The 21440-nt window shown below is 67.2% G+C and carries 20 protein-coding genes; 9 read left to right on the forward strand and 11 right to left on the reverse strand.

The window, feature by feature from the left end:
- Positions 1-134: 134 nt before the first annotated feature.
- Both AC06FE_RS18255 and AC06FE_RS18260 read left to right on the forward strand, forming a co-directional pair.
- The gene (locus AC06FE_RS18255) at positions 135-422 is read left to right on the forward strand and encodes a hypothetical protein (protein ID WP_478073867.1); all 288 of its coding nucleotides are present in this window, start codon (positions 135-137) and stop codon (positions 420-422) included.
- Positions 423-625: 203 nt separating this feature from the next.
- Positions 626-772: a hypothetical protein gene (locus tag AC06FE_RS18260; protein ID WP_478073868.1), complete on the forward strand. Its 147-nt coding sequence runs from the start codon at positions 626-628 to the stop codon at positions 770-772.
- Positions 773-839: 67 nt separating this feature from the next.
- On the opposite strand, the gene AC06FE_RS18265 is transcribed toward AC06FE_RS18260, so the two are convergent.
- The 10 genes from AC06FE_RS18265 to lolA form a co-directional block, all read right to left on the reverse strand.
- Positions 840-2360 carry a TolC family protein gene (locus AC06FE_RS18265; RefSeq protein WP_478073869.1) on the reverse strand — a complete coding sequence of 507 codons (1521 nt, stop codon included), beginning with the start codon at positions 2358-2360 and terminating at the stop codon, positions 840-842.
- Positions 2350-4215 (reverse strand): FUSC family protein, encoded by a 1866-nt coding sequence (locus tag AC06FE_RS18270; RefSeq protein WP_478073870.1) that lies wholly within the window; start codon positions 4213-4215, stop codon positions 2350-2352. The genes AC06FE_RS18265 and AC06FE_RS18270 overlap by 11 nt, the downstream gene beginning before the upstream one ends.
- Positions 4196-5245 (reverse strand): multidrug transporter subunit MdtN, encoded by a 1050-nt coding sequence (gene mdtN, locus AC06FE_RS18275; RefSeq protein WP_478073871.1) that lies wholly within the window; start codon positions 5243-5245, stop codon positions 4196-4198. Before mdtN ends, AC06FE_RS18270 begins: the two co-directional genes overlap by 20 nt.
- Positions 5245-5541, reverse strand: a complete 297-nt coding sequence (locus AC06FE_RS18280) for a hypothetical protein (RefSeq protein ID WP_478073872.1) — start codon at positions 5539-5541, stop codon at positions 5245-5247. The genes mdtN and AC06FE_RS18280 overlap by 1 nt, the downstream gene beginning before the upstream one ends.
- A 366-nt stretch (positions 5542-5907) precedes the next feature.
- Positions 5908-6645, reverse strand: coding sequence for a copper homeostasis protein CutC (locus tag AC06FE_RS18285; RefSeq protein WP_478073873.1), 738 nt, complete (start codon positions 6643-6645; stop codon positions 5908-5910).
- Complete coding sequence (locus AC06FE_RS18290; RefSeq protein WP_132863540.1) at positions 6642-7646, reverse strand: glycosylasparaginase; 1005 nt, start codon at positions 7644-7646, stop codon at positions 6642-6644. Before AC06FE_RS18290 ends, AC06FE_RS18285 begins: the two co-directional genes overlap by 4 nt.
- Positions 7647-7674: 28 nt before the next feature.
- The gene (locus tag AC06FE_RS18295; protein ID WP_478073874.1) at positions 7675-8718 is read right to left on the reverse strand and encodes a glucokinase; all 1044 of its coding nucleotides are present in this window, start codon (positions 8716-8718) and stop codon (positions 7675-7677) included.
- Between the two features lie 90 nt (positions 8719-8808).
- Complete coding sequence (gene crcB, locus AC06FE_RS18300; RefSeq protein ID WP_478073875.1) at positions 8809-9195, reverse strand: fluoride efflux transporter CrcB; 387 nt, start codon at positions 9193-9195, stop codon at positions 8809-8811.
- 39 nt (positions 9196-9234) lie between these two features.
- Entirely contained in the window at positions 9235-10545 is a 1311-nt protein-coding gene (locus AC06FE_RS18305; RefSeq protein WP_192287229.1) for a replication-associated recombination protein A, read from the reverse strand.
- A 119-nt stretch (positions 10546-10664) separates the two neighbouring features.
- Positions 10665-11306, reverse strand: coding sequence for an outer membrane lipoprotein periplasmic chaperone LolA (gene lolA / locus AC06FE_RS18310; protein WP_192285769.1), 642 nt, complete (start codon positions 11304-11306; stop codon positions 10665-10667).
- Between the two features lie 281 nt (positions 11307-11587).
- Here lolA and AC06FE_RS18315 point away from each other — a divergent pair, with 281 nt between their 5' ends.
- The gene (locus tag AC06FE_RS18315) at positions 11588-13804 is read left to right on the forward strand and encodes a hypothetical protein (RefSeq protein ID WP_478073876.1); all 2217 of its coding nucleotides are present in this window, start codon (positions 11588-11590) and stop codon (positions 13802-13804) included.
- Between the two features lie 13 nt (positions 13805-13817).
- Positions 13818-14429 (forward strand): hypothetical protein, encoded by a 612-nt coding sequence (locus AC06FE_RS18320; protein WP_478073877.1) that lies wholly within the window; start codon positions 13818-13820, stop codon positions 14427-14429.
- A gap of 49 nt (positions 14430-14478) precedes the next feature.
- Here the strand turns inward: AC06FE_RS18320 and AC06FE_RS18325 are convergent, their stop codons facing one another.
- Positions 14479-16836, reverse strand: a complete 2358-nt coding sequence (locus tag AC06FE_RS18325; protein ID WP_132863529.1) for a DNA translocase FtsK — start codon at positions 16834-16836, stop codon at positions 14479-14481.
- A 279-nt stretch (positions 16837-17115) separates the two neighbouring features.
- Here AC06FE_RS18325 and trxB point away from each other — a divergent pair, with 279 nt between their 5' ends.
- The 5 genes from trxB (at position 17116) to infA (ending at position 21194) form a co-directional block, all read left to right on the forward strand.
- Entirely contained in the window at positions 17116-18093 is a 978-nt protein-coding gene (gene trxB, locus AC06FE_RS18330) for a thioredoxin-disulfide reductase (protein WP_192285775.1), read from the forward strand.
- A 24-nt stretch (positions 18094-18117) separates the two neighbouring features.
- Positions 18118-19011, forward strand: coding sequence for a metallophosphoesterase (locus tag AC06FE_RS18335; protein WP_478073878.1), 894 nt, complete (start codon positions 18118-18120; stop codon positions 19009-19011).
- Positions 19008-20144: a GNAT family N-acetyltransferase gene (locus AC06FE_RS18340; protein WP_478073879.1), complete on the forward strand. Its 1137-nt coding sequence runs from the start codon at positions 19008-19010 to the stop codon at positions 20142-20144. The genes AC06FE_RS18335 and AC06FE_RS18340 overlap by 4 nt, the downstream gene beginning before the upstream one ends.
- Entirely contained in the window at positions 20141-20890 is a 750-nt protein-coding gene (gene aat, locus AC06FE_RS18345) for a leucyl/phenylalanyl-tRNA--protein transferase (RefSeq protein ID WP_478073880.1), read from the forward strand. Before AC06FE_RS18340 ends, aat begins: the two co-directional genes overlap by 4 nt.
- 85 nt (positions 20891-20975) lie before the next feature.
- A complete protein-coding gene (infA, locus tag AC06FE_RS18350) occupies positions 20976-21194 on the forward strand; it encodes a translation initiation factor IF-1 (RefSeq protein ID WP_005409596.1) in 219 nt (72 codons plus the stop codon).
- Positions 21195-21440: the final 246 nt, after the last annotated feature.

A 21440-nucleotide genomic window follows, 5' to 3' on the forward strand; every position in this document is an offset into this window, starting at 1 on the left:
ATGTATATTATGTTAAAAATCGTTCGGCCGAAGGCCTGAAGCAAAACCCGGAACCTCCCGCATCACATCGACCTCCCCAGCCCCATGCTCCGCCCCGCCTTACAATCCGCCCAGGATGAAATCCAGGTGGGTTCATGGAACGACAACGGCCGGATTACTTGCCACCGCTCAAGCCTCGGCGTTGGAACTTTCCGTGGCTGCTTTTCATCGCGGCTGTCCTGCTCGCGCTGGCTGCTTTCGGGATCAAGCAGCACATCGATACGCAGATTGCGTGGAATACGCGGTTCGAGCGCGCTGGAAACGCCCGGATTTCACCGGCATCTCCGGCGTTGCCCGTTGACGTCTCAGCCGACGATCCGGTTGAACATCTGCGGGATGTCCAGAACGCGCGCCAACGCGCCGAACAGGACGCCCGCTGCTGATTTGGTGATTTAGTGACGAATCACGTTAATTTCCCGGCTGCCGGCTGCCGGCTGCCGGCCGACTTCCTCGTCATCGGCCAATCATTACCCGCCCTCTATGGATCAATTTAAGTGATGAGTCACTTAAATGATCACTGGACCCGCCTGATCGTGCCAAGCCTTGATCGCGGAATCGTCCCTTTGCGGACGCCAACGCGTCCTCAATGCAATCAGTCATCGCGGGCAGCTCAGCTGCTTTCCCGCACCATCAGTTCGAATCCCAGATCCAGCATGGGTGCGTCGACCATCCTGCCGTGGATCAGGTCGAGCAACCGTTCGGCCGCATCCTGCTGCTGTCACTGGTGGTCTGAGCCCTTGACCTGCCCGGCACCCGTGGACGTATCGCGGCAAATAACGTGACGCGTCACGAATAAGCACTCAATCCCCCTGCCCCGGTGCCGTGCCCAGGTTCCCGCAGGCCAGCGCGAGGTCGACCGAAGCCGCGCGGGCGGCGCCATCGGCATCGGCCAGGGAGATGCGGGCCTGCAGCAGCTGGCGGTCCGCGGCAAGCACTTCGCTCAGGCTGCCAACGCCTCGTTGGTAGGCCGCGCTGGCGGCGTCATGGGCCAGTTGTGATGCCTCCAGCAGCGCCTGCGCCGCGTTTGTCGCCTGCAGGCGTGTACGCAGCCGCGAGTGTGCGGCAACGATCTCGGCAACGGCATCCAGCTTCACCCGGTCCAGGCTGTCCGCCGCCATTGCGGCGCGGTTGCGTGCCTGTGAGAGCCGCGCGTTTCGTTCACCACCGCTGTACAACGGCACGCTCACGCCGAGCAGCAGGCTGCTGCTCCAACGGTGGCTGGAGAGGTTGACCGTCGGGGCCTGCTCGCCCACCGACGGCACGGCGGAGATGTCCATGTCGCCATTGCTGCGCGAGCCGGAGGCCGAAACGAACAGCCGCGGCAGGAAGTCGGCGCGGGCCGCGCGAACGCCGGCACCGGCCGCCTGCTGCGCCGCGACGGCGGCCAACACGTCCGGCCGTCGTTGCAGCGCGCTGCGCACCACGTCATCGAGCAGCGCCTCGTCCACGTCCGACACAGGCCGGGCTGGCGCATCGGTGATCTCCAGCGTGGCCAACGGCGAAATACCGATGGTGGCCAACAACTGCTGATACGCCTCTTCCCGCTCGCCCTGCGCCGCGACCTGTTCCAAGGCGGCCTGCGCGACCTGCTGCCGTGCCTGCGCTACGTCCATCACCGTGCCCTGCCCATGCTGCAGGCGCGCCTGTGCGGCGGCCAGCAGGCCCTTGGCATCGGCTTGCGCGGCCGTCGTCGCATCCATACGTGTGCGGGCGGTGGCATGACGAAGGAACGCCAGGCTTACCGCATGAATCAGCCGCTGGTGGGCCTGGGTGAACTGGATGTTGGCAATCACCGTGTGCTGGTCGGCCACCGTCACCAACGCCTCGCGCTGGCCGAAATCGAACAACAGCCATTGCAGGGAGAGCACCGCCAACGAGCCATTGGCGCGATTGCGCGGGTCGATCGACTGTCCAAGTGCGGCACTGCCGCCATGCTCGGATTGCGCGCCCGCCAGTACGCTTGCGGTGAGACGTGGCAGATAGGCACTGCGTGCAATGCCGGCGGCCAGGGCGGCATCGCGGGCCTGGTTCCAGGCAATGCGGGTCTCCGGGTTCAATTCCTGGGCCAGATCGATCAGGTCCGCCAATGCATAGCGTTTGCCGGTCACCGGTGTTTCGCCCACGGGCAGGTCGACCGAGGGATTGGCCGGCAAGGTGAAACCGTGCTGCTGCACGACAGCGTCGGCCGACCGTACCGACAGGCCCCCATCCGCATCCGTGTGCGGCACCCACGGGCGATCCGGTTGCAACGGTGCACGGTCGATCCCCGTACTGGCACACGCGGACAGCAACAACGGCAGGAGGCAGGCCTCAATTCGCATGACGCGCGGCTCCCGGCGTATCGACGGCGTCGCCGGAGGGCGAGTGATACAGCGCGTCAGCCAACTGCTGCAGCTGTTGGACGCACGCCTCCGCAACAGCCGGTTCGAGCAGCAGGTGCTGCTCGGTTGCGGCGGCCTCGCGCAACACCTGCTGGTGTTGTGTGAACCACGCCGCCGGTTTGCGCAACCGGCGAGGTTCAAGCCCGGCCACCTCTAGTTGGTGGGCAATGGCCTGCGCCTGCGCGCGCACAGCGGCCAGTGCTTTCAGTCGCGCGGTACCGGCAGGCATCCGCGCCAGCCGCACCAGCTGCCGCAGCAGTGCCGCGCTGGCGGAATCAATGGCGCCGGCGATGCTGACCGGCCAGACGTGGGCGAACATGAGGTAGACCACCGCATTGCCGATCAGGATGCCGACGATGCGATCGCGCGCCACCGCCAGGTCGAATGCGGGCGCGCCGCCCTGGATCACGCACAGGAAGACGGCAAAACTGAACTGGAAGCCGATGTAACCGACCCGCGGTCCACTGGCAACGATCCAGCCACCGATGAAGGCCGCGCCGGCAACCAGCGCCAGCAACCCACCGATGTCATCCATTCCGGGCAGTACCCAGACAATCAACGCCAGGCCGACGATCGCACCGGCCACGGCGCCGGTGATGCGCAGCAGCAGCTTCTCGGTGGTTTCCGCGGTGCTGCCCAACGCGACCATGTAGCAGGTGATCAGGCTGGTATGGATGCCCTGCCACTCCGTGGCCGAATAGAACAGGTAGCACAGCATCGCCGCGGTGGTCACCTTCAGGGCGTGGCGTACATGCGCGGGGTTGGTCCACGCATCGGCGGCGAGGAAGCCGGGCGATGCTGCGGGTGGTGCGTTGGCGCCGTCCGATGCATCGGTGGCGAACTGCACGAGCAAGGCATTGAAGTCCTGCAGCAGCGCCACCGGCGTGCTGGCGCACTGCGCGTCGAAGGCAACCGCGGTGATGTCGACGGGATGGCTGCCGGCAGCGAGGATCGCGGCCATCCCGTCGAGCCTTTCGGCGGCGCCGTGTTTCCAGGCATCGGGAACACCCTTACTTGCATCGATGGCCAGGCCCAGCATCAGCAGGGCCTCGGTCGTGCCGGCCGCCGCACGCAAGGCCGCCAGTGTGCCAAGCGGGGCCTCCTTTCCCAGGCCGGCAACATGCAGCAACGCCAGCACCGCGGCGGATCCCTGGCCACGCTGAGCCTGCAGACGGGCTCGGGTGTCGGGGTCGGGTTGGCGCAACAGCTTTGCGGTGTCGCGTAGCACCGTCGCCATCCCTTGCCGGGCCAGCGGCACCGGCGCCGGCCCGATCAACAGGTTGACCACCAGGGTCACCGCACTGGGCAGTGCGATCAGCAACCAGGCATAGAGCAAGGCACGCGTCGCCAGCTCCGCGCCGGGCAAGCGGCCGATGGCATCCAAGGCGTAGACCAGGATCATCGCGATGATCGGTGCCAGCGGCTTGAGCCGGCTGGCCGACGCCAGGAACAGCAGCACCACCGAGAAGCCCACCATCGCCAGCAACCGCAACGGCGGCCAATCCAGCACCTGTCCGGCAACCAGGATCAACGTGCCGATCAGTACGTTGGTCAGCAACAGGAACAGCGTCGCGGCCAGGACACTGCGGGTGCGGTCCGCATTGTTCATGAAGAACACGACATAGGCGGCCAGCGCGATCTCCGGGATGCCATTGATCTCGGCGACCAGCACGGTCAACGTACAGATCAGCGCGATGCGCACGGCGAATGCGGTACGGCCGGGCCGGGACGCGACGATGTCGCGCAGCCGTGGCAGGAAGCGACCACGCACCGGTTCAGTGGCAGGCATTGCCATGGCCGATCTCGATGACGGCGCTGGCTCCCAGCCGCATCAGCCCTGCCGGTGGGTCCTGCAGCGCTACCCGCACCGGAAAGCGCTGGGCGACCCGCACCCAGTTCAGGGAGCGCTCCACGTACGGCACATTGCGCGGAACATCCACCTTGGCGCTGTCCAGCACCCCCGCGCCGATCCCGACCACCCTGCCCCGCAACGGGCGTGACCGGTCGATCATGGAGTACACCGTCGCACATGCGCCCAGCGGGATGCGCTGCAGCTCGGTCTCACGAAAATTGCCGTTGGCAAACCACTGCTCGTTGGTGATCAGGGTGAACACGGGTTGCGAGGGCGCAAGCACTTCGCCAGTCGTCACGTCCAGGCCGGCCACGTGTCCGGCATGCGGTGCACGTACGGTGGTCAGCCGCAACGCCCGCTCGGCCTCGGCCAGGGCGGCGCGCCGCGCCTCCACGGCCGCCTGCGCGGCGGCGGTGGTATCCACCGCCTGTTGCAACGACGTCTGTTGCCGGCGCGCCTGCTCCAGCGTCCGCTGCGCGTCGCTTGCGGTCAGTTCTGCCTGATCGAGTTGTTGCCACGGCACGTACCCATCGCGTGCCAACGGGCGCAGCCGTTCCACCGTGCGTAGCGCCAGGCCGGTGCCGGTCTGCGCCTTGCGGGCCTGCGCCGCGGCAATCGCGGCGGTGGCGCCTTGGCTGGCAATCACGCGCTGCTGGGTTGCCAGATTGGCTTCGGCCAGTGCCAGTTCGGCGCGGGCGGCGCCAACGGCATGAACGAACGGGGCCGCGTCGATCCGGAACAGCACCTCGTCGCGCACCACCATGCTGTTCTCCTGCACGCGCAACTCGACCAGGCGCCCACCGACCTCCGGTGCGATGTGCACCACCTCGGCATCGAGGGTTGCCGCGTCGGTGGAAGGAAGGCGGTACGCGCGATACAACAGCCCAAGCAGCAGCACGAGCGCCACCACGATCAACAGCAGCACGACACGACGTGTCCACGGGGAGGGAGCGATGGCTTCGGCGGCGCGCATCAGGGCCCCACCGCCCATGCAAGCAGGCACGCTGCAATCAACCCGATGGCCGCGAACGTCCACAACGGAAACGGCACGCGCCCCGGCCCGAGCGCATGCAGGACCAGCGCCCTGGCCAGCACGCCCAGCACGATGGCCGTGGCGGCCAACACCAGCCAGCCGGGGAAGTAGGCGCCGAAGATCGCCAGGCTCGGGCTGCCCTCAGCATGGCAACCGGCCAGCACGGGGACCAGCAGCAACGGGCCGCCCTGCTTCATCGCGTTGCAACGCTCACGGGCCTGCCGACGCAGCATCATGCCGATCCGGCCGCATCGTCAGCAAGCGCAGCTGACAGCCGCACATACACGTTCATCGCGCTTCACCAGGTCCAGGGTTCAGCACTTTTTACTCCCGGCCGCGCCGAAACAGCAGGACGAAATCCGCATGCATCGATAGCGGATTCGTCTGGCCGGTCCAGCGCGGCGTGGAAGCGCCGCGCGCCCTCACTGAGACGGCTTTGGCTCCTCGTCACCGGCAGTAGGTCCACGGGATCGCCGCACCCGGCGTGGACACCGATGGCCCGGCGCGATGGACGCTGCCCTGGAGGTCATCGTCGCCGCTGCCCGGGCCCTGCATGGCAGCGGCGGCTACGGCTCAGGCGCGTAGATCCCCCGCGCCCTGTCTCAATCCAGCGACGACAACGCCTGCCGCAGTGCCGCTACCTGCGTCGCGTCGCTCTGCAGCCAGTCGCGCTCCAAACCGACCAGCGCCGGGTTGTGATGGTGCATCGCCGAGCGTCGCACGGCCTTGGCCGACGCGTGCAGTTCCCGGCACCCGCTTTCGCGCGCGACCGCACCGATGTTCGCAGCCGTCAGGCCGGCACCTGCCATGACCGACAGCCGCGTACCGGCCTGGCGCACCAACGCCGCCAGCATGGCCACGCCGGCCTGCGCACCGGCTTGTCCGCCGGAACTGAGCACACGCTCGCAGCCCAGGCCGACCACCTGCTCCAGGGCGGCGGGCAAGTCACGCGCCGCGTCGAAGGCACGATGGAACGTGACCCCCATCGGTCCGGCCGCGTTGACCAGCTCCCGGCACAGCGGCAGGTCGATGCCGCCATCGGCGTCCAGCGCACCGATCACGACACCATCGCATCCAAGCTGCCGGCACGCGGCGATGTCACGCAACATGATCTCCGCTTCCAGCGGCCCGTAATGGAAATCCCCCGGCCGTGGGCGTACCAGCACGTAGAGCGGAATCTGCAGGCGGTCGCGCGCGACGGTGAGTGTGCCGTACGACGGTGTGGTACCGCCCTGTTCCAGGTTTTCGAACAGCTCGACGCGGTCCGCCCCACCCTGCTGCGCCGCCAGCGCCGAGGCGGCCGAATTGCAGGCGATCTCCAGCAGGCGCGATGGGCTCACGCCTGCGTGCTCGTGTAGACCGCGTCCGAGTCCAGCAGTGCATCCTGGCGCTTGGCGTCGCAAACCGCGTAGACGAAGCCGCGGTGCAGCGCGTAGGCACCGACCTCACCATTGCGGTTGAGCGCCAGGAAGCAGACCTGCAGGGTGCGGCTGGCCTCCGGGCGCTTGCGCACCACGCGTGCGATCGCTTCACGGCACGCCTCGGCCGGCGACAACCCTTGGCGCATCAGCTCCACCACCAGGAACGAGGCCGCGTTGCGGATCATCTCCTCGCCCATGCCCGAGGCGGTCGCTGCACCGACTTCATTGTCGACATACAACCCTGCGCCAATGATCGGGCTGTCGCCGACCCGGCCGTGCATCTTGAAGGCCATGCCGCTGGTGGTGCAGGCGCCGGCCATCTGTCCGTTGGCATCGATGGCCAGCATGCCCAGCGTGTCGTGGTTGTTCTTGTCACCGGGCAGGCCGCGGCGCTCGGCGTTGATCTGCGGGGCGTAGTGTTCGGTCTTGAGCCACTCGCGCCACGCCCGTTCGGCCTCGGCGGTGAGCAGGTTCTGCTTCGGGAAACCCTGCTGCACGGCGAACTGCTGCGCCCCCTCGCCCACCAGCATCACGTGCGGCGTCTTCTCCATCACCGCGCGGGCGACCGAGATCGGGTGGCCGATATCGGCCAGCGCGGCCACCGAACCACAGCGGCCATCACCGTTCATGATGCTGGCGTCCAGGGTCAGCACGCCATCGCGGTCGGGGTTGCCGCACCGCCCGACCGTGGGGTTGCACAGGTCGCTCTCGGCCCAGCGTGCCCCGGCTTCCACGGCGTCCAGCGCGCTGCCACCGGCGGCCAGCACCTTCCACGCCGCCTGGTTGGCACCCACGCCGAAATCCCAGGTCGATACCACCCGTGCACCGGTCGCGGCGGGCGCATTGGCCAGCAACCCCGGTGCCGCACCGGCGGCCCCCAACAGCAGTGATGTCTGCAGGAACTGCCTGCGTGTACTCATGCCCGGAACTCCCTCGTTGTTGCGGATCTCAGATGCGCGCGTGCTGCTCGGCGTGCCAGGACAGCGCTCCCAGCACGCCCAGTTCACCGTGCTCCACGCGCCATACCGGCGTATGCGCGAGCGCGGGCGACAGCCCTCCCTTGGCACGGAAGCGACGTTCGAACGTGCCGCCATGCAGTTCCGCGGCCAGGTGGCCGGCCACGCCACCGGTCAGGTAGACCGAACGCGCGGCAAAGGTCAGGGCTAGGTCGCCGGCAAGGCTGCCCAGCCAGCCACAGAAGGTGTCCACGCATTCGGCGGCCAGGGCATCACCGTTGCGGCTGGCCTGGACCAGTGCATCGGGGGCCTGCCAGCGCACCGGCTGCCCGCGCAGTTCGCACAGGCAGTCGTACAGCGTCATCAGGCCGGGCCCGGACAGCACGCGCTCGCTGTCCACGTAGGCGTAGCGCTGCGACAACAGGCGCAGCACGTCCTGCTCAAGCGGCGTGGCGGCCGCAAGCGCCGCGTGGCCGCCCTCGCTCGCCAGCACCGAGGGCCGTCCGCCGACCAGGCGCACGGCAACGCCGAGTCCGGTACCCGGGCCCAGCACCAGGGCCGGCCCGCGCGCATCGGCGCTGGCGTCGCCGCACACCAGGTGCAGGCTGTCGCGCTCGGCGGGCGGCATCGCCTGCGCCACCGCGACGAAGTCATTGATCAGTTCAAGGCTGGCCAGCCCTGCGTCCTGGCGCGTCTGCGCGATCGAGACCGGCCACGGCAGGTTGACGTTGAGCAGGGCATCGCCATCGACGATGCCGGCGATCGCCACCACCGCGTGGTCCAGCGCCGGCGCACCGGGCGACTGCCGCACTTGCTGCAGGTAGTCACGCAGGATCGCGGCCAGGCTGGGATGTTCGGCGCAGGTGTACTTGCGGAAGTCGCGGATCCGCGGCGGCGTCCCCGGACGGAGTTCGGCCCAGGCCAGGCGGGCGTAGGTCCCGCCCACATCGGCACCGATGACACAGGAGGAAGTCGGGGGAAACGCGGGCGATTCCGCGGGGGGCCGTTCGGCGGGCTCTACCTCAGGCCTGCTCATTCCTGTTCCTGCTTGTACAGCATGTCATTCAGATGCTCTGGCAATCGATGCGGAATGATGCGTCATGCTTTCCCGGTTTGGAAAGCGGCCTCAAGTCAGGTTGCGCAAGGCCCGACACGACCACCAGCCCAGCGCCGTCATCGACAGCGAGCCGCCCAGGTGCAGGCCGATGGTCGCCAGCGCCCAGCCCAGGTGTCCGCGCTGCAGCTGGTCCACCACTTCGGCGGAGAACGTGGAAAAGGTGGTCAGGCCGCCCAACATCCCGGTGACCACGAACAGCCGCCACGCCGGCGCCAGTTCAGGCCGCGAGCTGAAGAACGCCAGCGCCAGCCCGATGACGTAGCCGCCGATCAGGTTGGCCGCCAGCGTGCCCATCGGCAGGTTCTGGTGCATCGGGTTCAACCACACGCTCAGGCCGAACCGCAGCCACGCCCCGATGGCCGCCCCGAGGCCGATGGCCAGGAAAGAAAGCCACATCCGCCTAGTCCTCCCCTGCATGTCCGGCCACCGCACCGCTCATCGATCAGCGCCTGGCTTGCGCTGGGCACGGGCCTGCTCGCGGGCCGCGCGCAGCCGGTCCAGCTTTTCCTTCAGCTTGATCTCCAGGCCACGTTCGGCCGGGGCGTAATAGACGCGTTCGCCCATCTCGTCCGGGAACGCGGTCTGGTCCAGCGCGATGCCGCCTTCGACGTCGTGGTCGTACTGGTAGCCCTGGCCGTAGCCCAAGGTCTTCATCAAGCGCGTCGGGGCGTTGCGCAGGTGCAGGGGCACCGGTTGCGTGCCCAGTTCGGCGATGTCGGCACGGGCCTTGTTCAAGGCCATGTAGCTGGCGTTCGACTTGGCGGTGCTGGCCAGGTAGATAGCCAGGTTGGACAGCGCGATGTCGCCTTCCGGTGGCCCGATCCGGTCGTAGGCACTCCAGACATTGATCGCCATCTCCAGTGCCCGTGGGTCGGCCAGGCCAACGTCCTCCACTGCCATGATGGTCATCCGGCGCAGGATATAGGACGGATCACAACCGCCGTCGAGCATGCGCGCCAGCCAGTAGATGGCGCCGTCCGGGTTGGAGCTGCGCACCGACTTGTGCAGGGCCGATATCTGGTCGTAGAACTGCTCGCCGCCCTTGTCGAAGCGGCGGGTGCGGTCGGCCAGCACCTGCAGCAGGGTTTCCGGGGTGATCTCGCCCTCTTCGCCGCTGGCCAGTTCGGCGGCGATCTCCAGCAGGGTCAGGGCGCGACGCACGTCACCGTCGGCGGCGCGGGCGATTTCCAGCAGGGACTCACGCGTGACGCGGATGGCCTGTTCGCCCAACCCGCGCTCGCTGTCACCCAACGCCCGCTCCAGCGCCTCGACCACGTCCTCCGGCGATACCGACTCCAGCACGTGCACGCGGCAGCGCGACAGCAACGCCGAATTCAGTTCGAAGGACGGGTTCTCGGTGGTGGCACCGACGAAAATGATGGTGCCGCGCTCGATATGCGGCAGGAACGCATCCTGCTGGGCCTTGTTGAAGCGATGCACCTCGTCGACGAACAGCACCGTGCGACGGCCGCCGGCGAAACGCTGGGCGGCCTCGGCCAATACCTGGCGTACCTCCGGCAGGCCGGACAGCACGGCCGAGATCGCCTTGAACTCGGCGTCGGCATACTGCGCCAGCAGCAGCGCCAGGGTGGTCTTGCCGCAGCCGGGCGGCCCCCACAGGATCATCGAATGGACGCGGCCGGACTCGACCGCCCGGCGCAGCGCCGTGTTCGGCGCCAGCAGGCGTTTCTGCCCCACCATCTCGTCAAGCGTGCGCGGACGCATGCGCTCGGCGAGTGGGCGCATGCTTTCGCGGTCCGCGCTCAGCAGGTCGGCGGGGGCGTCGTCTATGAAGATGTTTCGGGATCTGGCCACGCCCGCATTCTAACGCGGGCGCAACCCGGGCTCGCGGCCCGACGTGGTGATCAGCGCTCGCCGACCACGTCCACGTCCTTGCCCGGCACGAAGCGGAAGGTACCGGCAGCAAAGCCCGGATTCTTCTTCCAGTCGGTGAAATTGATGACCGTGCGCTGGCCGACCGCGTCCACCACCTCCATGCGCGCCAGCCCGCCATTGGCGAAGCCCAGCGAGGCGGACTGGAAGTTGGTCTCGGTTTCGCGCTTGGGCGTCAGCGACAGCCACTGCATGCCATCGCGCGGCGCGGCTTCTTCGCTGACGTCGTACTGGCGCTCGAGCTGGGCCGGGTTGATCAGCGCGACCAGCGGGCTGTTCTGTTCCTCGGCCCCCTGCGGGGTCACCGTGGCCTGCTCCAGGTCCGGCTCGTAGACCCACACCTTGCTGCCGTCGGCGATGATCAGCTGCGGGTGCGGACGGGTGTATTCCCAGCGGAACAGGCGCGGCGCCGACAGTGCGACGCGGCCGCTGGACGACTCCTTGACCCGGCCGCGCGAGTCGAACACCTGCTGGGCAAACTGCCCGTCCAGGCCACGCAGGCCGTTGGTGAAGGACCTCAGGTCGTCACGTGCCCCGGCCCAGGCCGAGGTGCTGGCAGCGCCGGCGAGCAACAGCGCGGAGGTGATGACATGGCGGCGGAAATTCGTGTTCATGCGGGGAGTCTGCACCGGAAGTGATGAACCAGGGCGCAGTCTGCCCGCCCGATTCTGAATGGGGTGATAGCGCGATTATGCGCCTTCCCGCGTGCGCCGAGCGCGGGCAACCGCCGGATGTCAACGAAATGTGAAAGCACTGACCACACTATCCGGGGTATGTTCTGCGCCGGTGCCTGGCCAGTCGGTCAGTGCCGCGTCATCTGCCTTGCTGAACTACACGATCACAACGACGTTCTCCGTGTCATTGCAGGTCCGGACCGTCGTGCAAAGGAATGCCCATGATCATCAGTCCCCCGTTTCTTCCAGCCCGCGCCGACACTGACGACGACGCCCGCTTTCTAGATGCCGCGATGTCGACCGTGGAACACGGGCACTATCCGGTCAGCAACAAGCTCTCCTGGCATGGTGGCTTGCACCTGCGCGCTCCCGCGCGCGGCAACGGCCGTGAGCCGGTCCGTGCCATTGCCGATGGCACCGTGGTGTATGTCCGGGCAGCGACCGCACGCCCCGGCACCCCGGCCGAAGTGGATGCTCATGCGCAGGGATATCTGGGATGGTCCGATAACGGTTGCGTCGTCATCCGCCATGACACCGCCATTGGCGCCACAGGCAACCAGGAAACCCAGGTCCAGTTCTATTCGATCTACATGCACCTGACCCGCATCCGCACCGCCAACGTCGTGGTTGGCCGACGCATCTACCGCAAGGTGGAGATTGGCGATGCCGGTTCGATCGACGGCCAGGCTGATCTCATCCATTTTGAGATCATCTCCGACGACGCCAACATGGCTCGCCTGCTGGGACGGGCATCCGGCGACGTCAACGTCGCCAACCACGGCCGCACCGACGCCGTGTTCGGCGAGGTCTACTTCCACCTGCCGGCGGATACCCCGGTCTTCCCGAGCCGGCCGGCGCTCAATGCCACCAGTGGCACCGCAGGTACGGGCGCGGCGTTGGGGGCCGAACGTGTGGTCGGCATCCGCTACAGCGCTCCTGCCAATGCGCAGAGCGCCTATGGGGGCGACGCACAGGTAACGACCTACGATCTGGACGGCGCCCGCATCGGCACCCAACTGGCCGAAGTTGACGCCGAGTACAACCTGTATGACACCGCAGGTGCCACGGTTACCGCGTACTCAAACGCCCGCGCAGCGGCGGTACCGAACAGGGCGGCGGTCTACGAGCTGCTGCGCTTTGGCCGCACCCTGGGCGGTCCGGATACCCTCACTCCGGCCGACACGCCGCATTGGCGCCAGATCTCCACGGGCCCCACTACGGGCTGGGTGAATCTCAACGCCGCCAATGTACACAAGTTCAGCGACGCCGATGCACCGCGATGGGCGCATTGGGCCATCGTGGAAGACTTCCAGGACAACGACAGCCGTTGCGATGCGGCTGCGGTACGGCGCCTGCTTGAGCGCGAAGGCGAACCTGCGCCGACCGCCGAACAGGCCGAGCAGCGTCTGCGTGATGCCGCATTGCAGCCCAAGCTGCAGGGCTTGGTATGCAAGTTCCCGACTGAATGGCAACGCAGCGGGATAGAAACGCGTTGGGGATGGCTGAAGATCGAGGGTCCTGGATCTGCCCGCGGCAGCGCACCGACGATGGGGGCGAGCACCTACCTGTCCGCCTCGGACTTCCCGCAATTCCAACGTCATGTCGAAGCGTTGGCGTTCTGGGAGGATGCCGCCATTCCCAACCTGAACGCGGCGCATTGGCACTTCCACCCCAAACGCTTCATCCAGCACTTCCGCAAGTGTGGGTGGCTCAGCCAGCGAGAAGCCACGCGGATGATCCGCCAGACTCTGCGCGAAGGCGGCAGGGAAGTCGTGACCGTGAGCTGGGCCGACGTCACCGCACGCCTCACAACCGCCTCCACCCGCCGCCCCGCTGGTTTACACGTCAACATGCAGAAGATGGCCCGCAAGTACGGCATCGCAGCCACGCGTGTGCGTACCGCGCACCTGTGGGGGCAGCTGACCGCCGAAACGGGCCGCTTGGAATTCATGGTCGAAGGGGGGGGCGACTCCTATTTCGACAAGTATGAACCGGGCACGGACCAAGGCCGCAAGCTAGGCAACACCGAGGTAGGGGACGGTGTGCGATTCAAGGGACGCGGCCTCATCCAGCTGACCGGGCGGAACAACTACCGGCAATATGGTGCTTACCGCGGGCTGACATTCACCGATGACCAGAACAGTCCGCTGCTGCAGAGCGATCCCTTCAACACCTGTGACGGCTCGGGCTACTATTGGGCCAGCAAGCAGCGCTACACCGAGAACAAGCAGAAGAAGCTTGTTCCTCTGGGCAAGCTGAGCATCAACTCCTGGGCTGATGGCGGCATCGCCGAGACCGCGCAGCGCAACGTCACCCGATCAATCAATCCGGCCCAGCTGCATTTTGATTTCCGCCAGCAGGGCTTCCAGCATGCGTACTACGTGCTCAATGACGCCACCCAGGTGCATGCCGAGTACAAGGAAATCCCGGAGACCTGAAATGATCCAACGCGTGGGAACCCTCCTGCTGTGCGGCGGCCTGTTGCTGACCCCATTGGCCTGCCATGCCGCCGCCACCCGTGTTGATCGACCGGACTGCGGAGTATCGTTCCAAACCCCGACCGGACTGCGCCAGCTGGAGATCACCGACGCCGAACGCGAGGCTGGCACGCTGTGCATCATCGCTTTCGCCCGCGCCGGCAAGCCGCCCCCCGCGACGGTGGGACAGGTCGAAGGCTGGCGTGAACTCGCCGACTACGTGCTCGAGGTCAAACAGGTGCCGCTGCGTGAGGCGGCCCGGGAACGCGGCCTGGTAGTGGATCCGGGCAGCCCGCCGCAGCTGCTGCCTGCCGCCCCCGATGCCAGCGTCGTGTTCACGCTGAAGCACGCTCAAACCCAGGCCCTGCCCCATGGCGAACTGGCACTGGCCGAAACCGAAGCCAGCAAGCGCCCTGCCTCGATGATCCGCAATGGCACCACCGGCCAGCTGATCCTGGTGGCGGGCAACGATGACCGCTCGGTGGCCTACGTGCACTGGCTGTCCACGCGGTCCCCGCACAGCAGCGAGGACGGCCAGGCCTTGGCGGCCCTGTTCAAGTCGATGGATTTCACCGCCGGCAATTGACACGCCGGCATGCAGGCCGCCCGCTGGCGGCCTGCCCTGCCCCGCCGGCTTACTTCGGCGGCGGCGGTGCCAGCACGGTACGGTCGCCATTGTGCTCCGGCGGGGTGACCACGCCGGCGGCTTCCAGCGCCTCGATCAGGCGCGCGGCACGGTTGTAGCCGATCTTCAGGCGCCGCTGCACGCCGGAAATCGACGCACGACGGGTTTCGGTGACGATCCGCAACGCCTCGTCGTACAGCGGGTCGGACTCGTCGCCGGCCGCGCTGCTTTCCGGCAGGCCAGTGGCACCGACCACCACGCCGTCGCCCATGGTCTGCACCTCGTCCAGCACGCCCTCGATGTACTCGGCCGGACCGCTGGCCTTGAGGTGCTCGACCACGCGATGCACTTCCTCGTCGGAAACGAAGGCACCGTGCACCCGGTCCGGCATGGCGGTGCCCGGCGGCAGGTACAGCATGTCGCCGTTGCCCAGCAGGGCCTCGGCGCCGGACTGGTCCAGGATGGTGCGCGAGTCGATCTTCGAACTGACCTGGAAGGCGATGCGGGTCGGGATGTTGGCCTTGATCAAGCCAGTGATCACGTCCACCGACGGGCGCTGGGTGGCCAGGATCAGGTGGATGCCGGCCGCACGCGCCTTCTGCGCCAGGCGCGCGATCAGTTCTTCGACCTTCTTGCCGACGATCATCATCATGTCGGCGAATTCGTCGATGAAGATGACGATGAACGGCAGCGGCTCCAACGGACGCGGGGCCTCGCCCATTTCCGGGTTCGGCTGGAACAGCGGGTCCATCAACGGCTGGCCGGCGTCGATGGCGTCCTTGATCTTCTTGTTGAAGCCGGCCAGGTTGCGCACGCCCACCGCGCTCATCAACTTGTAGCGGCGCTCCATTTCGGCCACGCACCAACGCAGGCCGTTGGCGGCCTCCTTCATGTCGGTCACCACCGGCGCGAGCAGGTGCGGGATGCCCTGGTAGACGCTCAGTTCGAGCATCTTCGGGTCGATCATCAGCATGCGCAGGTCTTTCGGGCTGGCCTTGTAGAGCAGGCTCAGCACCATCGCGTTGACCGCCACCGACTTGCCCGAACCGGTGGTACCGGCCACCAGCAGGTGCGGCATGCGTGCCAGGTCGGCCACGGTCGGGCGGCCGGCGATGTCCTTGCCCAGCGCCAGGGTCAGCACGCTGGCCGACTTGTCGTATTCCTTCGAGCGCAGCAGCTCGGACAGGAAGATCATCTCGCGGGTGACGTTGGGGATTTCCAGGCCGATCACCGACTTGCCCGGGATCACGTCGACCACGCGCACCGACTTGACCGACAGGCCGCGGGCGATGTCCTTGTCCAGCGAGCTGATCTGGCTGACCTTGATGCCCGGTGCCGGCTCGATCTCGAAGCGGGTGATCACCGGGCCCGGATACGCGCCCACCACCTGTGCGTCGATGCGGAAGTCCTTGAGCTTGAACTCGATCTGGCGCGACAGCGTTTCCAGCGTCTGCTCGTCGTAGCCCTTGGGCTGCGGCTTGGGGTCATCCAGCAGCGCCAGCGGCGGCAGGTCCGAACCATCGCCATTGACGCCCTGGAACATCGGGATCTGGGTCTCGCGCTTGGCGCGGTCGCTCTTCTCGATGACCGGCGCCGGGCGCGGTTCGATCTTCACCGGCTCGCGCTTGGCGCGCACTTCGGCGTCGACTTTGCGCACTTCCTCGCGTTCCTCGCGCAGCGCACGGGTCTGTTGCCACTCGTTGGCCTGTTCCTTCTTCTTCTCGAACATCGGCCCCAGCGCCATCACCCACTTGCCGATCTTCTCCATCACCACGAACCAGGACAGCCCGGTCGCCAGCGTGATCGAGGTCAGCAGCAGCACCAGCAGGAACAGGTTGCTGCCAACCGGGCCAAAGCCGGTCTGCAGCGACTTGCCGACCAGCACGCCCAGGCCACCGCCAGCGCGGGCGACATCCCCCGGCGGCAGGCGCAGGTACAGGAAGCCGGTCGCGCCGATCAGGAAGCCGACGATGCCGACCAGCCGCAGCGCCGGGCCCAGGTCGTCCTGGCCGCGCTCCTCGCGGTTCAGGCCGAACATGGCGATCCACGCCACCGCCGCCAGCATCAGCGGGATCAGGTAGGCCACGTAGCCGAACAGCTGGCGCATCACGTCGGCGATGTACGCACCGACCCTGCCGCCCATGTTGTGCACGGGCGCGACCACCGAGCCGGACTGTGACCAGCCCGGGTCCGCGGGGGAGTACGTGAACAGGCTTGCCAGCAGATACAGCAGCGCCGGGGCAATCGCGATCAGCGCAAGGTCACGCCATAACTTGTGTCGCCGCGGCTTGTCCGCCGCGGCGGCCGGCTTGCGCGCGGCATTGCCGGCGCTGGGGTTCTTGCCACGTTCCGGGACCTGTTTCGCCACCTTTGACCAGACCTTAGAAATGCACGGTTAGTGATTGATATTAAACGACGGACCGCTGTGTTTCACCCCGTCGACGATGCACACGTACGGAACGCGTCAGAAACCCGCCGCACAAGGGCAAGCCAACCGGGAGGAAGAAGGGAGACTGTATCCGACGGGCCGCGCCATTCCATTCACGTGCCTTGATTCACCGGGAGCCGACCGCCACTCTATGGGCTTGCCCGGACAGTTGCGGAAGCACGCCAACGGGCCGCCAATCCTGAACTTTCGCGAGTATACATGAGCACTTCCAGCCACCCGTCCCTGCCCTCCCGCCACGAGAAGCTGATCATCCTGGGCTCCGGCCCGGCCGGCTGGACCGCCGCCGTCTATGCCGCCCGCGCCAACCTCAAGCCGCTGGTGATCACCGGCCTGCAGCAGGGCGGCCAGCTGATGACCACCACTGAAGTGGACAACTGGCCGGGCGACGCGCATGGCCTGATGGGCCCGGACCTGATGGCGCGCATGCAGGCCCACGCCGAGCGTTTCGACACCGAGGTGGTGTTCGACCACATCCACACCGCCGACCTGTCCAAGCGTCCGTTCACCCTGACCGGTGATAACGCCCAGTACACCGCCGACGCGGTGATCATCGCCACCGGCGCCACCGCCAAGTACCTGGGCATCCCGTCCGAGGAAGCCTTCAAGGGCCGTGGTGTCTCGGCCTGCGCCACCTGCGACGGCTTCTTCTACAAGGAGCAGGACGTGGTCGTGGTGGGCGGCGGCAACACCGCCGTGGAAGAGGCCCTGTACCTGTCCAACATCGCCCGCAAGGTCTACCTGGTGCACCGCCGCGACACCTTGAAGGCGGAGAAGATCATGCAGGACAAGCTGTTCGCCAAGGTGGCCGCCGGCAAGATCGAGACCGTCTGGCACCACCAGGTCGACGAAGTGCTCGGCAACGAGATGGGCGTGACCGGCGTGCGCGTGAAGTCCACCCAGGACGGCAGCACCCGCGACATCGACGCGCACGGCTTCTTCGTGGCCATTGGTCACCAGCCCAACACCGACCTGTTCAAGGGCCAGCTGGCGATGAACAACGGCTACCTGGAAATCCGCTCGGGCCTGGGCGGCAACGCCACCCAGACCTCCGTGGAAGGCGTGTTTGCCGCCGGCGACGTGGCCGACCAGCACTACCGCCAGGCCATCACCTCGGCCGGCTTCGGCTGCATGGCCGCACTGGACGCCGAACGCTTCCTGGACGCGCAGAGCCTCTGACCGCGGACCGCCACGGCTGCCGGCATGGACAAGGTGCTGATCAAGCAGCTGCTGTTTCACGGCAGCTGGCTGGTCTTCCCCGCCATTGCCTGGCTGTCGTGGCGCTGGCGTGGCGGCCGCCATCGCTGGCTGCTCGCACTGTTGCTGCTGGGCTGCGGCGTGTTCACCTGGGCGCGCTTCATCGAACCGCAGATCATCCAGGTCGAGCAGACCACCCTGCTCGGTACCGGTGTCGCCGCGCGGGTCGCGTTGATCAGTGACATCCATCTGGGCGTGTACAAGAACCGCGCCTTTCTGGAGCGCGTGGTCGACCGGATCAATGCACTGCCCGTCGATGCGGTGGTCATCGCCGGCGACCTGACCTACGAACCCAAGGCCAGCGAACTGCAGGATCTGTTCGCGCCACTGGCCCGGCTGAAGCCACCGGCCTACGCCGTGCTGGGCAACCATGACCAGCAAGCCCCCGGTCCGGATATCGATCTGCCACTGCGCACGGCCCTGCGCAACCATGGCGTGCAGGTCATCGAAGGCCAGATCATCACCGACCGCCAGGGCCGCCAATGGGCGGGGCTCGGCGATCGCTGGGCCGGAAAGGACGACCCCGCCTTCCTGCGCGTCGCCGACGCCATTACCCGTCCGGCCATCGTCATCGCCCACAACCCCGACAGCGCCATGGGATTACGTCCGACCGATGCCGCCGTCGTGCTTGCCGGCCACACCCATGGCGGACAGATCCGTATCCCGTGGCTGTACCGCCGGGTCATCCCGACCCAATACGACTTTGATCGCGGCGAACAGATCGCGCGCGCACCTGCCGGCCCGGTGCGGGTATTCACCACCCGGGGCCTGGGGGAGATCGGCCTGCCCTTGCGCCTGTTCAACCCGCCCACCATCGACGTGCTGCAGCTCCAGCCATGAGCCTGCAACTGCGCGCCATTTCCGCGCTGGACACGATTGACAAGGCCGCGTGGGATGCCCTGCACGACGGCGGCAATCCGTTCATCAGCCACGCGTTTCTGAGCGGCCTGGAACAACACGGCTGCCTGCGCCCGGATTGGGGCTGGCAACCCGAGCACCTGACCCTGTGGCGTGATGGCGCACTGGTCGCTGCCGCGCCGGGCTACCGCAAGTACAACTCACACGGCGAGTTCGTGTTCGACCACGCCTGGGCCAATGCCTATGCGCGCAATGGCCTGGACTATTTCCCCAAATGGCTGGGCGCGGTGCCGTATTCGCCGGTGACCGGGCCGCGGCTGCTGGCACGCAATGACCAGGACCGCCGCGCCCTGCGCGATGCCATCGTCGCGCACGTGCAGGCCGAACAGCTTTCCTCCGCGCACATCAACTTCCACCTGCCCGGGGAGACGGCGTGTTTCGGCGGGCAATGGCTGCTGCGCACCGACGTGCAGTTCCAGTGGCAGCGCGAGCCGGGCTGGCAGGCCTTCGATGACTTCCTTGCCGCGATGGACCACAAGCGACGCAAGAACATCCGCCAGGAGCGCGCCAAGGTCGCCCGCGCCGGGATCACCTTCGTGACGCGTCACGGAAACGAAGCCAGTGCCGACGAGCTGCGTGCCATGCACGGCTTCTACCTGCAGACCTTTGCCGAGTACGGCAACGCGCCAGCACTGACCCTGCCCTTCCTGCGCCACCTAGCCACGCAACTGCCGCGCCAGCTGGTGCTGTTCCTGGCCCTGCAGGATGGCGAACCGGTGGCCGGCGCGCTGTGCCTGCGTGGCGGCGATACGTTGTACGGGCGCTACTGGGGCGGCGCGGCCCTGCCCGGGCTGCATTTCGAAACCTGCTACTACCAAGGCATCGAGTACTGCCTGCGCGAAGGCCTGCAGCGCTTCGAGCCGGGCGCGCAGGGCGAACACAAGCTGGCCCGTGGCTTCCTGCCCACGCAAGTGCGCAGCCACCACTGGATCGCCCACCCGCAGTTCCGGCAGGCCCTGCGCGATTGGTGTGCCCGCGAGCGCGAGGATGCTGCCCGCTACGCACAGGCGCTGCAGCATCACTCACCCTTCAAGTCCGACGAATCCCGGCCATGACCCCGAAAGGCCCCTACCTGCTCGACGAAGCCAGCGATTCGCCGTTCCCCCCGGCCGAGCTGGCGTTGCACGAACCCGACGGCCTGCTCGCCGTCGGCGGTGACCTGAGCCCCATACGCCTGCTCAACGCCTATGCGGACGGGATCTTCCCGTGGTTTTCCGACGGCCAGCCGCTGCTGTGGTGGTCGCCGGACCCACGCATGGTGTTCCGTACCGACGGGGTCCATTTGTCCTCGCGCTTCCGTCGCGCATTGCGCGGCAGCGACTGGCGGGTCCGCGCCGATACCGCGTTCCCCGAGGTGATGCAGGCCTGCGCGCAGGCGCCCCGCCCGGGCCAGGACGGCACCTGGATCACCGACGACATGCTCGCGGCCTACCTCCAGTTGCACCGGCTGGGCTACGCGCACTCCGTGGAGGTCTACGACGGGGATGCCCTGGTCGGCGGCATCTACGGCGTGGCGATCGGGCGGATGTTCTTTGGCGAAAGCATGTTCAGTGGCCGCACTGGCGGCTCCAAGATCGCCCTGGCCGCGCTGGCCCGGACGCTGTCCGGCTGGGGCTGGCCGCTGATCGACGCTCAGGTCGAGAACCCGCACCTGGTGCGGATGGGCGCCGAACGGCTGGAACGGGCGCTGTTCCTGGCCCAGGTGCGGCGACTGGTCCGCGAACCGGCCGATGTTGGCCCGTGGACACGCGGCTTCGGGGAATTCCCCGCCAGCACGCTGGCTGAACCGGCCGGCGTTTAACGCAAACTTTGCATGAATCCGCCCGGCGGCGTAAAATGCCCGCCCTTAGGCCCTCGGGGCCGTCCGCAGAACCGCACAGGACTACATGTCGAAAGACGACTCCATCGAGTTCGAAGGCACCGTCAGTGAGACGCTGCCGAACACCACTTTCCGCGTTCGCCTGGAAAATGGGCATGAAATCATCGCCCACATCTCCGGCCGCATGCGCAAGAACTACATCCGCATCCTGACCGGCGATCGCGTCAAGGTCGAGATGACGCCGTACGACCTGACCAAGGGCCGTATCACCTACCGCATGAAGTAATGCGGTAAGCCGGGCGTTATGCCAGGAAAGCCAGCCCGCGCGCTGGCTTTTTTGCGTGGCGAAGTTCCGCAGGAATGGCCCCGGCCGCGGAGCGGGCAATACCTGGCCCCGCCTCAGGTTCGCCGCGGAAAGCAGGCCGAGGATCGGCGTGCAGGATCATCCTGCGGTGATGCGTTCGAGGCTTCGCGGCCAAGGCCACCCCCTGCCCGTCCCACAAAAATGCCCGCATCGTTGGATGCGGGCATC

The organism is Stenotrophomonas sp. Steno-C18, assembly GCF_056393195.1.